This is a genomic window from Pseudomonas cremoris (genome assembly GCF_014230465.1).
Genome location: NZ_JAAXCY010000004.1, coordinates 246,021 through 258,447, shown reverse-complemented (window position 1 = coordinate 258,447; position 12,427 = coordinate 246,021). Strand labels below are relative to the sequence as shown.

Sequence of the window (12,427 nt, the reverse complement as noted above, 5' to 3'; positions counted from 1 at the left end):
CCGGCGCCGTTTACAAGGAGCTAGACCATGAAAAAGATCATCCTCCTGGGCCTCACCGCCCTGCTCGGAGCCTGCCAATCCATGACGCCCGCACCCAAGGCCAGCCTCGACGGCGAAGTGTTTTACCTGCAACGCATCGCCTTGCCGCCGACCGCCACCTTGAGCGTCAGCCTGCAAGATGTCTCCTTGGCCGACGCACCGGCGGTGACCCTGGCTGAACAGAAAGGCCCGGTCAAAGGCCAAGTGCCGCTGCCCTTCCACTTGAGCTACGACCCGGCCCAGGTCAAGCCTGGCCACAGCTACTCGGTGAGCGCTCGCATCGAACTGGATGGCAAGCTACTGTTTATCACCACCGAACGGCACTCTGTGCAGCTCAACGGCCAGGACCCGCAGCCGCTGCGCCTGCGCGTTGATGCTGTGGCCCACTGAACTCGATCATAAGGAAGCGCCCATGCTCCGTAACTCCCTTCGCCTTACCGCCCTGTGTGCCGGCCTGCTGTTCGGTGCCAACGCCATGGCCCTGGACCTCGGCAGCTTGTCCCAGGGCGACGCCAGTGGCGGCCTCAAGGACGCACTGACCCAAGGCGCTCAGATCGCCGTGAAACAACTGGGCGTACCCGGCGGTTTCAGCAACAACCCCGAAGTTAAGATCGGCCTGCCCGGCAAGCTGGGCAAAGTCGCCGACAAGCTGAAAATGTTCGGCATGGGTGACCAGGTCACGCAGCTGGAAACCAGCATGAACAAAGCCGCTGAAACCGCCGTGACCCAGGCCCAACCGATCCTGGTGAACGCCGTGAAAAACATGAGCGTGACCGACGCCAAGGGCATCCTCACTGGCGGCCAGGATTCAGCCACCCAGTACTTGAACAAAAGCAGCCGCGAAGAGATCCGCGCCAAGTTCCTACCTATCGTCAAAGCCGCCACCGACAAAGTCGGCGTGGCCCAGCAATACAACGCCTTGGCCGGCAAGGCTGCGGCCTTTGGCGCGGTGGACGCCAAAAGCGCCAACGTCGAGAACTACGTGACCGAACAAGCGCTGGACGGCCTGTTCAAGATGATCGCGCAGCAAGAAGAAACCATTCGCAAGAACCCGGCGGCTGCGGCCACCAGTTTGGCGAAGAAGGTGTTTGGGGCGTTGTAAGCCTTGGACGGATCGCTCCCTGCAATGGGGAGCGATCTCATGCCGTACCCTCCCTCGAGAGCGAACGCCCCCTCCCCTATCCTTGGGCAGTGTCCAGACTGATAGTGCGTATCGTGATCGTACTGAACTCAATCCTCTTGGCTTGTTGGCGCGATTCCTCTGAACAGGGCTTCGCTGGGCAGGTAGGCTTCGGCGGTTTTTCTGAGCTAGGGGGACAGTCTGGTTCTTGTGGTTTTGGCACAACATTGACCATCTTGCTTATTAAGGAAACAAGGCACATAGGGAAACCCTTCTATCAAAAAAGATGAGTCCAATGACCGATGCCAACAATGATCGGCAGCGAAAACTGATACCTGTAAACAGGTAGTCCCTGAGTGGAAGGTGCCCCGAAAGCGTTCCCGGAACCCGTCATCTATTTCAATAATCGGTGCAACAGGGAGCGATCCTAGTGCAGTACCGACTCCGCCAACCGCCCTACCATCAGCGTGGCAAAGCAGCCAATCGCAATCGAGGTCGCACGGTTGATCTTCAATGGCGTGAGCCAGGCCTTTTGAATCCCTTCAAAGCGGCTGCCCAGCACGATCCACGCCGCCCCTACTGGAATAACTACCAGCGCCAGCGTGGCCATGAACCCGGCATAGCCGGGTAGCGTGGCAAAGGTGCCGACCGGTGCAATGAACGACACGATCAGCAATCCCTTGGGATTCATCACCGTCAGCCAGAAGAAGTACAGCCCGGAGAAACGGTCGGAACCGGGGTTGATGACGCTGTTCTTACGCTGCCAAAGCTTGTAGGAGACATACAGCAGGTAGCAGGCCGCCGCCAATTGCGCGGACTTCAGCGCCCACGGCGAATACGCCGCCAGATACAACAACGCCACCCCCCATAGCGAGACCTGCAGTAGATAAGCCAGGCACTCGGTCAACGCCAGCGTCCAGGAGGCCCGAAAGCCAAACAACAGCCCCGCGCGAAACAGCAGGGTGTTGGTCGGGCCTGGGGCAAGCAACAACAACATCAAGGCTGAAACAGTAGCCAACATGATTACGCGACGTCCTTCCTCACTCGGAACCACGCAGCATACAGGGCCGGCAGGAACAATAGGGTCAACGCCGTCGCCACAATCAACCCGCCCATGATCGCCACGGCCATCGGCCCGAAGAACACGCTGCGTGACAGCGGGATCATCGCCAATACGGCCGCCAGCGCGGTCAGCACAATCGGACGGAAGCGTCGGACGGTGGCTTCGATGATTGCTTGCCATGGCGCGAGGCCAGCCTTGATGTCCTGCTCGATCTGGTCCACCAGGATCACCGAGTTACGCATGATCATCCCCGACAGGGCGATGGTGCCGAGCATGGCCACAAAGCCGAACGGCTGGCGGAACACCAGCAGGAACAACGTCACACCGATCAGCCCCAGCGGCGCCGTCAGAAACACCATGGCAGTGCGTGAGAAGCTGCGCAGTTGCAGCATCAGCAACGTCAGCACCACCACAATAAACAGCGGCACGCCGGCTTTTACCGAGTTCTGGCCACGGGCGGAGTCTTCTACCGTACCGCCGACTTCCAGCAGATAACCGTCGGGCAATTCTGCACGTACACCTTCAAGGGTCGGCAGGATTTGCTGGACCAGGGTTGCCGGTTGCTCCTTGCCATAGATGTCGGCACGCACGGTGACCGTAGGCAGGCGGTTGCGGTGCCAAATGATGCCTTCTTCGAAACCGTATTCGAGGGTGGCGATCTGTGACAGCGCAACGCTTCTGCCGTTATCGGTCGGCACCGCCAGGCTTGGCAACAACGACAGTTCGGTGCGCTCATGCACGGTGCCGCGCAGCAGGATTTCGATCAACTCGTTGTCCTCGCGGAATTGGCTGACGCTGGAACCGGTCAACGAACTCTGCAGGAATTTCGACAGGTTGGCGGTGCTCACGCCGAGGGCGCGAGCGCGGTCCTGGTCGATGTTGAGGTAGACGATCTTGCTCGGTTCTTCCCAGTCTAGGTGCACGTTGACCACGTGGGTGTTTTCGCGAACCTTGGCTGCCACTTTCCGCGCCAGGGCGCGGACTTCTTCGATGTGCTCGCCGGTCACCCGGAACTGCACCGGATAACCCACAGGCGGGCCGTTTTCCAGGCGCGTGACCCGCGAGCGCAGGTCCGGGAATTGTTCGTTGAGGGTTTCGATCAACCAGGTGCGCAGGCTTTCGCGCTCTTCAATGGTTTTGGCCAACACCACAAACTGGGCGAAGCTGGCGGCGGGCAATTGCTGGTCCAATGGCAGGTAGAAACGCGGCGAGCCGGTGCCCACATAGGCGACGTAGTTGTCGATACCGGCATGTTCCTTGAGCAAGCCTTCCAGGCGTTTGACCTGGTCGGCGGTGTTGCTCAGGGAGGCGCCTTCGGCGAGTTTCAGGTCGACCATCAGCTCCAGGCGGCCCGAAGCCGGGAAGAACTGCTGCGGCACAAAGCGGAACAAGGCGACCGAACCGATAAACAGCAGCAGGGTCAGCACGATCACGGTTTTGCGGCGGTTCACGCACCATTCCACCAGACGTCTTACACGCTGGTAGAACGGCGTACCGTAGGGATCTGGCCCGTCGGTGCCGTGCTTGGCCGCGTGAATTTTCGCCAGGTCCGGCAGGAGTTTTTCCCCCAGGTACGGCACAAACACCACCGCTGCGACCCACGAGGCCAACAGCGCGATGGTGACCACCTGGAAGATCGAACGGGTGTATTCGCCGGTACTCGATTGCGCGGTGGCAATCGGCAGGAAGCCGGCGGCGGTGATCAGCGTACCGGTGAGCATCGGGAACGCGGTACTGGTCCAGGCAAAGCTGGCGGCCTTGAGCCGGTTGTAGCCCTGCTCCATCTTGATCGCCATCATTTCCACGGCAATGATCGCGTCATCCACCAGTAGGCCAAGCGCCAGGACCAAGGCCCCGAGGGAGATCTTGTGCAGGCCGATGCCCAGGTAATACATGGTGGCAAACGTCATCGCCAGCACCAGTGGAATCGCCAGGGCAACCACCATGCCGGTGCGCACACCAAGGGAGAAAAAGCTCACCAGCAACACGATGGCCAATGCCTCGGCCAATACCTGGACGAACTCACCGACACTGGTTTTCACCGCCGCTGGCTGGTCCGACACCTTGCGCAGCTCCATGCCTGCCGGAAGATTCTTCTGCAAGCGTGCGAACTCGCCTTCCAAGGCTTTACCCAGTACCAGAATGTCACCGCCGTCACGCATCGCGACGGCCAGGCCGATGGCGTCCGCGCCCATGTAGCGCATGCGTGGCGCGGGCGGGTCGTTGAAGCCACGATGAATCTCGGCCACGTCGCCGATACGGAAGGTGCGATCACCCACGCGAATCGGGAAGTTGCGGATCTCCTCCACTGTCTTGAAGTTGCCCGACACCCGCAGTTGCACGCGCTCGGTCGGGGTTTCGAAGAAGCCCGCCGTGGACACCGCGTTCTGCTCCTGCAACGCCTGTTGCACGGCGGCCAGCGGCAGGCCGAGGGTCGCCAGCTTGAGGTTGGACAGTTCGATCCAGATCTTCTCGTCTTGTAGGCCAAGTAGCTCAACCTTGCCCACATCTGCGACACGTTGCAGTTGAATCTGGATGCGGTCGGCGTAGTCCTTGAGCACCGCGTAGTCGAAGCCGTCGCCGGTCAGGGCATAAATGTTGCCGAAGGTGGTGCCGAATTCATCGTTGAAAAACGGCCCCTGGATATCCGGTGGCAAGGTCTGGCGGATGTCGCTGATTTTCTTGCGCACCTGGTACCACAGCTCGGGAATCTGCGCCGAGTGCATGGAGTCGCGAGCCATGAAAGTGACTTGGGATTCGCCGGGGCGCGAGAACGAAACGATGCGCTCGTACTCGCCGGTCTCCATGAGTTTTTTCTCGATGCGCTCGGTGACCTGGCGCGAGACTTCTTGGGCCGTGGCGCCTGGCCAATTGGTTTTGATCACCATGGCTTTGAAGGTGAATGGAGGGTCTTCGCTCTGTCCCAATTTGGTGTAGGACAAGGTGCCGACCACGGCCAGCAGGATCATCAGGAACAGTACGATCTGGCGATTGCGCAACGCCCATTCGGAAAGATTGAAACCCATCGGGGACTACTCCTTGTTGGCCGCCAGATTCACAACTCGGTTGGAGCGGTCCACCGGACGCACTTGCTGGCCCTCATGGAGTACATGCACGCCTGCGGCAATGACCCAGTCAGTGGGACTAAGACCTTCCAGCACCGGGACGGTTTTTTCACCGAAGGCGCCGATGCGCACCGGCGTGCGCTTGAGCGTGTCGTCCGGCTGTACCAACCAGACGTAGGACACACCGTTCTCCGCACTGAGGGCAGACAGCGGCACCGACAGCGCAATTACGCCGTCTGCTTGTATGAAAACCCGGGCGCTCTGGCCCAGCTCGGCGGGGACTTTGCCGCCCGTGAACGCGACACGGGCAGCAAAGGTGCGCGACTTCGGATCAGCCGCCGGAGACAGCTCACGAATACGCCCGGTAAAGCGCTGGTCCGGCTGGCTCCACAGCTCCACCGTCACCGGCTGGCCGATCTTGAAACGGCCAAAACCTTGTTCCGGCAAGCTGATCAGCACTTCGCGCTCGCCATCGGTGGCCAACGTGAATACGGTTTGGCCGGCGGACACCACTTGGCCGACTTCCACCGCACGCTTGGCCACTACGCCGTCCTGGGGCGCACGTAGCACTGCATAGCCAGCCTGGTTGCTGGCCACGTCGAATTCAGCCTTGATTTGCTTAAGGCGTGCTTCACCGGATCGGTAGAGATTTTCGGAATTATCGTACTGGGAGCGGCTGACCATCTGCCGGTCCAGCAGGGTTTTGTAGCGGTCGCGCTCAGCGCGCACCAGGCTCAGGTTGGCCTCGGCGGCAGCCACTTGGGCACGGGTGGCCTCCAATTGCAGGCGCACATCCTGGGGGTCGAGTTCAGCGAGTGGCTGGTTGGCCTTGACCCGCTCCCCCTCCTCTACCAGACGCTTGCTGACTTTGCCGCCAATGCGAAAGGCCAGGTCCGGCTCATAACGGGCGCGAACTTCGCCGGGATAACTGTCGCTCGATTGTGCCGAAGGTTGCGGCTGTACCACCATGGCCGGGCGGACGGTGGTCTGGGCTGCTTCTTCATGGCCACAGGCGGCCAGGAGGAACAACAGGCTGACAGGCAACGCAAAGGGCAGGAAAGTGCTGCGCATGCTGAAGGACCTTTCGCAAATGGAGCTAGGAATAATTATACTGGCCAGTATGTTATTAATACCAAACTCACCAGTCCAGTATTAAAGTGAAAATGTCCGACAATCCTGTAAACACCAATAGCCCTGGGCGTCCCAAGGACATGGCAAAACGCCAGGCAATCCTCGAAGCAGCGAAAATCCTGTTTTTGAGTAATGGCTACGCCAGCACCAGCATGGACGCGGTGGCACTGGAAGCTGGCGTGTCGAAACTGACCGTCTACAGCCACTTCACCGACAAAGAGACCTTGTTCACGGCTGCCGTGGTGGCGACGTGCGAGGAACAATTGCCGGTGATGTATTTCGAGCTGCCGGCCGGCATGCCCGTGGAGACGGTACTGCTGAACATTGCCCGGGGGTTCCATCGGCTGATCAACAGCGAGGAGTCGGTGAACCTGCATCGCCTGATGATGACCACCGGCAATCAGGACGTGAAACTCTCACAAATCTTCTTCGAAGCCGGCCCGATGCGCATGCTGCAAGGCATGGAGCGCTTGCTCAGCAAGATCGACCAAAGCGGTGCGTTGAGCATCGACAAACCCTTTACCGCCGCCGAGCACTTCTTTTGCCTGCTCAAGGGCACGGCGAATTTCTGCTTGTTATATGGGTGTGGCGGGCAGTTGAGCGAGGAAGCTGCCGAGGCGCATGTGCAGGATGTGGTGGGGTTGTTTATGCGGGCTTATCGGGCCTGAGGCTGTGGTGCCTGAGCGGACGCTTTCGCGAGCAAGCCCGCTCCCACCTTGGAATGCGTTCCAAATGTGGGAGCGGGCTTGCCCGCAAAGAGGCCCGCAAGGCCAACGAAGATTTAAGGCTTGAGCGCCTTCTTGGGATAGATGTCATACCGACTGGATTTGCCATCCAACGCATGGCTCGGCTTGGGCCCTTCAATACACGGCGCCTTGCGCGGCCGCTTCACCACCACCCGATGACTGGCCAGGGCCAATGCCGCCGCCAGCAGCGCCGGCGCGTCCGGATCATCCCCCACCAGTGGCCTGAACAGGCGCATTTCCTTCTTCACCAGGGCGGTTTTCTCGCGGTGCGGGAACATCGGGTCGAGGTAGATCACTTGGGGCGGCTCGCCTTCCCAGTTGCGCATCACGTCAATGGAGTTGCCCTTGAGCAACTTCATGCGCGCCACAATCGGCGCCACGTCAAAGTCATCCGCGCCACGCGCCAGGCCGTCTTCGAGCAAGGCGCCGATCAGCGGCTGGCGTTCGATCAGGCTCATCTCGCACCCCAGGCTGGCCAGCACGAAGGCGTCCTTGCCCAAGCCTGCCGTAGCGTCCAGCACCCGTGGGCGTACGCCTTGGGCGATGCCGACGGCCTTGGCGATCATCTGTCCGCTGCCACCGCCATACAAACGCCGATGCGCCGCGCCACCCTCGACAAAGTCCACCCGCACCGGCCCCGGTGCATCAGGCCCGAGTTGTTGCAGCTGTAGGCCCTGCTCACCGACTTGCAGGGAAAAGTCCGCATCGGCCAGCGTTAACGGTAAGCCAAGCCGCGACGCCCATTGCTCGGCAAGGGCCTGAAAACCTTCGGCCAAGGCCTCGACCTGGATGCGGCTGGCCGCTGGTTGTTCGCTCATCAATCGCTACGCTCAAAAATATTAAGGATCGGCAAACATCGGCCGATAAAAACAACAGTCAGGTATTTTGCCAGAGCTGAGCGTCGACCGAGAAAAATGTCAGACATTCTTCCCCTAACCATCGGTGTACTGCCGACCCACAACCACTACGGCCTGCGCAATACTCAAGCGCTGGCCGGGGTGAGTCATGTGTGGCAGGACTTCTTCGCCCGAGCGTTGGCCGAACAGCTCGGCGATACACCGCAAGCGCTCAGCGCGCCAGCACCAGCGGACCCTGCGATAGAACCGAGTGCCGGTGCGGATTTACTGTCGCAGATTCTCACCCAGCGTGAGTGCGACGTGAAAGACACCGAAATCGCCCCGCCAGAGCCGCTGTTCCTGCCGATTGCCGAGCTCGAAACCGAATTGCTGCCACCGGCTGCCACGCCGTTCCCGGACGAAGAAATCATCGCCCAACAGCGCCAGCAGAATTTCGAAAGCGGCTGGGTCCGTCCCATCGTGCTGACCGCCGGCGAGCCACTGCCAGAGCCAGGCCCTGCGCCGCAGCCTCGCCCCTTGCACTTGCCGATCGCCGAGTTCGAACTGGACCTGCTACCACCGCCCGCCACGCCGTACCCTACCGAGGAACTGGTGGCGCAACAAAAGGCCCTGGACTTCGACTACTACTGGGTGCGCCCGCTGGTCACCCAGAACCTACGCCTGGCCGCCTGATTCAATCCTTGAAGAACGCGTTCGCCTGGCTGAACGGCATCTTGCGCTCGGTGAAGGTAAAGGTGCCCAACTCGTACACCTCTTGCGCCGCCCGATAGAACTCGCCATACGCCGCCAATGCCATGGCCGAGCCGACGCTGATACGCCGCACGCCCATCTCGCTCAGTTGCGCCACGCTGAGGTTCAAGCCGCCGGACATCAACACATTCACCGGTTTAGGCGCGACCGCCTTGACCACCGCCAGCACTTCCTCGGCACTGCGCAAGGCCGGCGCATACAGCACGTCGGCACCGGCCTCGGCGTAGGCTTGCAGGCGGCGGATGGTGTCGGGCAAATCCAGGCAACCGTGCAGGAGATTTTCCGCGCGGGCTGTCAGGGTGAAGGGAAAAGGCAGGCTGCGCGCGGCAGCAACCGCCGCTTCCACGCGCTCAACGGACAAATCAAAAGGGTAGATAGGGTCGGCAGCGATGCCCGTGGCATCTTCGATGGAGCCGCCGACGATGCCCGTAGCCGCGGCGCGCAGGATGGTCTGGGCACAACCTTGGGGGGTGTCGCTGAAACAATTTTCCAGGTCCGCCGCCACCGGCAACGAGGTCGCCCGAGCGATGGCACCGGCATTGGCCAGCGTGTCTTCCAGGGACAGCGCCCCTTCCGCATCAGGCCGTCCGAGACTGAACGCATAACCCGCGCTGGTGGTGGCCAATGCTTCAAAACCGAGGCTGGCCAGCATGATGGCAGAACCTGCATCCCACGGGTTGGGCATCACGAATGCGCGATTGCGCTCATGCAGGGCCTTGAAGGTTTCGGCGCGAAGGGTTTGGGCATCCATGGCGGGCTCCTGGCAAAAAGAGGAGCCTTAGAGTAACCCCAGTTGCTCCGCTGCGGGTTGCCGATTCAGGGTCGGTAGCGGCGCAAGGCCCGGCAGGCGCGCCATCAACTTGTCGTGAAAACGCAGGGCCAATTGAGCGGCCAGGCGATTATCCGAGGTGTGCAGGAAGACATAGGGCGTACGACCTTCTTCGATCCAGCCGGCGACTTTTTCCACCCACGGGATCAGGAAGGGGTCGTTGGGTTCCAGTTCCGGGTGACCAATAAAGCGCACTTGGGGAAACAGCGTCAGCGCCGCTGGACGTGGGGGCACCTTGGGTTTCTTCGATTGAGCATGCAACACCGCCGCCGTGGTAGAGGTGCAACTGAACAGCGGACGCGAATCCAGGCAGATCCGCTCAACACCCCGGTCACGCAGCAAACGGTTGAGTGTGCGCTCGGCGTCGCCCTTGGCGAAGAACTCCGGATGACGCACTTCCACTGCCATCGGGCGCTCCAGGCCATCGATAAAACCCGCCAGTTCGCTCAGACGCTGCGGCGAAAAACTCGCCGACAGTTGCAGCCACAACGGCGAAACACGCTCAGCCAACGGGCTCATCAGGCCAACAAAACTCTCTGCCGCCGGCAGCTGGTCGCGCAGGTCGCCACCATGGCTGATGTCGCCGGGAAACTTGGCGGTGAAACGAAAATCGTCGGGCATGATCTCGGCCCAGCGCTGCACCGTGGCGGCCGAGGGTCGGGCGTAGAACGTGGTGTTGCCTTCAACGGCGTTGAAAACCTGGGAATAGAGGGCGAGGTAGTCGCTGGAACGCGCGTCGGCGGGATACAGGTAATCGCGCCAGGCGTTTTCACTCCAGGACGGGCAACCGATGAAGTAAGGCAGGCGCATCAGATGTGGATGTCGAGGCCCAGCACTTCCATATCCCATTCGACAAAGCCGGCAGTGGTCAGGTAGCTGGCCAAGGCGGTGGCGACGCTTTTGCTCATGGAGCGCGGGAAGACCATGTCTTGCTGACGGGCGGGAAGACCGCTGATGCGTGCTTGAGCATTGGCCTGCGCATCGGACTGGACTTCGATGAAGTCTGGCGAATCCTCGACAGACTCGTCCACCGTGGCGTTTGCCTTACGCGGCTTACGCTTGATCGGGTACGACTGTGAGGAAAAGCCATCAATACGCATGGGCGCGAACTCGCTATCAGTAATGGCATTTTGGCAGCATCATCCATGGTGCGCAAATGCTCTGGTGATAACTAGAACACATAATTTGAAAAAGGTTTAAAAGCGCGGGCAAATTCTGACGATTGGTGAATTTCGCCTCAATTTGCCCGCATTTTTGGCGTCAAATAATCCCGCGTTCCGCCTTTGTCTGGGCGACTTTATCGCGCAAGTAAACAGGGGCGGCCTGGTCAGCCGGGATCGCCTCGCCACGCGCAAACGCGAAGCGTGCCAGGTTTAGCAAGTCTTCGGCATGGGGCAGCATTGCGGCGTCCTGGCCAACCAGTTGCACATTGATTCGCTCGCCATAACCCCAGCCGGTGCCAGCACCGAACCAGTCACCGCTGGCGTCATCGGGCAGCACAGAAGACTCCGGAGGCTGTACCGCTTCCACACCCACCAAACGCATTTCGCCATCGGTTTCGCGGTAGCAGCCCCAATAGACTTCATCCATGCGTGCATCGATGGCCGCTGCAACCTGATGAGCACCGTGCTCACGCAAGGCGCGCTGGGCCAGCACCGCCAGATTGGACACCGGCAATACCGGACGCTCCAACGCAAACGCCAGGCCTTGCACCACGCCGATGGCGATGCGCACACCGGTAAAGGCACCCGGCCCACGACCGAAGGCGATGGCGTCCACCGCCGCCAGGGTGGTGCCGGCGTCTTCGAGTAGTTGCTTGATCATCGGCAACAGCTTCTGCGCATGCAGGCGCGGGATCACCTCGTAGTGGCTCGTAACCTTGCCATCGTGCAGCAGGGCAACGGAGCAAGCTTCAGTCGCGGTGTCCAGGGCCAGCAGGGTGCTCATCGGTGTGGGTGTCCAAGTCGAAAAAAAGTGCGCCAGTATAAACAACAACGGCCCGCAAGCGGGCCGTTATACGTGTAGCCAGTCGAAGGATCAGCTCAGTGCTTGCAGCACCTTGGCAGTGATCGCTTCTACCGAGCCAACGCCCGGAATGTGGCTGTACTTGGGCTTGCCTTCGGCAGCGGACAGCTTCTGGTAGAAATCCACCAAAGGCTTGGTCTGCGAATGGTAGACCGACAGGCGGTGACGCACGGTTTCTTCGGTGTCGTCTTTACGCTGTACCAGGTCTTCGCCGGTAACATCGTCCTTGCCTTCGACTTTTGGCGGGTTGTAGATGGTGTGGTACACGCGGCCCGAGGCTTCGTGAACGCGACGACCGGCAATACGCTGCACGATCTCTTCATCTTCAACCGCGATTTCAACCACTGCGTCCAGCTCGACGCCGGCCTTCACCAGGGCTTCAGCCTGGGGAATGGTGCGTGGGAAGCCGTCGAACAGGAAACCGTTCTTGCAGTCTTCCTGGCTGATGCGTTCTTTGACCAGGTTGATGATCAGGTCATCGGAAACCAGGCCACCGCTGTCCATCACGCTTTTGGCGATCAGGCCCAGCTCGGTGCCGGCCTTGACCGCTGCACGCAGCATGTCGCCGGTGGAGATTTGTGGAATGCCGAATTTTTCAGTGATGAACTTTGCCTGAGTACCTTTACCGGCCCCGGGAGCTCCCAGCAGAATGACGCGCATTGATGTGCTCCTCAATTTTTTATAGAGATGACGCTCGGATCCGCCGCGAGGGGGCAAATCTCGTAGAAATATGGCTTGTAAAATTCTGGGTCCAGGCCGCCCAAACGGCCAAAGGCTGATCAAGATACACAGCAGGCCCTAT

General features: G+C 60.5%; 13 protein-coding genes. 4 read left to right on the top strand and 9 right to left on the bottom strand.

What is annotated here, in order from left to right:
* Nucleotides 1-27 precede the first annotated feature (27 nt).
* Together HF257_RS11120 and HF257_RS11115 are read left to right on the top strand one after the other, a co-directional pair.
* Nucleotides 28-429: a YbaY family lipoprotein gene (locus HF257_RS11120; protein ID WP_185707423.1), complete on the top strand. Its 402-nt coding sequence runs from the start codon at nt 28-30 to the stop codon at nt 427-429.
* 22 nt (nt 430-451) lie between these two features.
* On the top strand, nt 452-1,141 hold the full coding sequence (locus tag HF257_RS11115) for a DUF4197 domain-containing protein (RefSeq protein WP_185707425.1): 690 nt from the start codon (nt 452-454) through the stop codon (nt 1,139-1,141).
* Nucleotides 1,142-1,586: 445 nt separating this feature from the next.
* Here HF257_RS11115 and HF257_RS11110 read toward each other — a convergent pair whose 3' ends face one another.
* The 3 genes from HF257_RS11110 to HF257_RS11100 are packed head-to-tail and all read right to left on the bottom strand — an operon-like array spanning nt 1,587 to nt 6,358.
* Nucleotides 1,587-2,180, bottom strand: coding sequence for a LysE family translocator (locus tag HF257_RS11110; RefSeq protein ID WP_185707427.1), 594 nt, complete (start codon nt 2,178-2,180; stop codon nt 1,587-1,589).
* A gap of 2 nt (nt 2,181-2,182) precedes the next feature.
* Complete coding sequence (locus HF257_RS11105) at nt 2,183-5,248, bottom strand: efflux RND transporter permease subunit (RefSeq protein ID WP_185707429.1); 3,066 nt, start codon at nt 5,246-5,248, stop codon at nt 2,183-2,185.
* A gap of 6 nt (nt 5,249-5,254) precedes the next feature.
* Nucleotides 5,255-6,358 (bottom strand): efflux RND transporter periplasmic adaptor subunit, encoded by a 1,104-nt coding sequence (locus HF257_RS11100; protein ID WP_185707431.1) that lies wholly within the window; start codon nt 6,356-6,358, stop codon nt 5,255-5,257.
* A 92-nt stretch (nt 6,359-6,450) separates the two neighbouring features.
* On the opposite strand from HF257_RS11100, the gene HF257_RS11095 reads away from it, so the two are divergent.
* Nucleotides 6,451-7,086 (top strand): TetR/AcrR family transcriptional regulator, encoded by a 636-nt coding sequence (locus HF257_RS11095; protein WP_185707433.1) that lies wholly within the window; start codon nt 6,451-6,453, stop codon nt 7,084-7,086.
* Between the two features lie 113 nt (nt 7,087-7,199).
* Here HF257_RS11095 and HF257_RS11090 read toward each other — a convergent pair whose 3' ends face one another.
* Nucleotides 7,200-7,982 (bottom strand): class I SAM-dependent methyltransferase, encoded by a 783-nt coding sequence (locus HF257_RS11090; protein WP_185707435.1) that lies wholly within the window; start codon nt 7,980-7,982, stop codon nt 7,200-7,202.
* A 96-nt stretch (nt 7,983-8,078) separates the two neighbouring features.
* On the opposite strand from HF257_RS11090, the gene HF257_RS11085 reads away from it, so the two are divergent.
* Nucleotides 8,079-8,693, top strand: coding sequence for an energy transducer TonB (locus HF257_RS11085; protein WP_185707437.1), 615 nt, complete (start codon nt 8,079-8,081; stop codon nt 8,691-8,693).
* Nucleotide 8,694: 1 nt separating this feature from the next.
* On the opposite strand, the gene HF257_RS11080 is transcribed toward HF257_RS11085, so the two are convergent.
* From HF257_RS11080 to adk, 5 genes are all read right to left on the bottom strand, one after another.
* Nucleotides 8,695-9,522 carry an isocitrate lyase/PEP mutase family protein gene (locus tag HF257_RS11080; protein WP_185707439.1) on the bottom strand — a complete coding sequence of 276 codons (828 nt, stop codon included), beginning with the start codon at nt 9,520-9,522 and terminating at the stop codon, nt 8,695-8,697.
* A gap of 27 nt (nt 9,523-9,549) precedes the next feature.
* A complete protein-coding gene (locus HF257_RS11075) occupies nt 9,550-10,410 on the bottom strand; it encodes a DUF72 domain-containing protein (protein WP_185707441.1) in 861 nt (286 codons plus the stop codon).
* Entirely contained in the window at nt 10,410-10,700 is a 291-nt protein-coding gene (locus HF257_RS11070) for a hypothetical protein (RefSeq protein WP_185707443.1), read from the bottom strand. The genes HF257_RS11075 and HF257_RS11070 overlap by 1 nt, the downstream gene beginning before the upstream one ends.
* A 160-nt stretch (nt 10,701-10,860) precedes the next feature.
* Nucleotides 10,861-11,547, bottom strand: a complete 687-nt coding sequence (gene tsaB / locus HF257_RS11065; RefSeq protein ID WP_185712078.1) for a tRNA (adenosine(37)-N6)-threonylcarbamoyltransferase complex dimerization subunit type 1 TsaB — start codon at nt 11,545-11,547, stop codon at nt 10,861-10,863.
* Nucleotides 11,548-11,637: 90 nt separating this feature from the next.
* Nucleotides 11,638-12,285: an adenylate kinase gene (gene adk / locus HF257_RS11060; protein WP_185707447.1), complete on the bottom strand. Its 648-nt coding sequence runs from the start codon at nt 12,283-12,285 to the stop codon at nt 11,638-11,640.
* Nucleotides 12,286-12,427 lie beyond the last annotated feature (142 nt).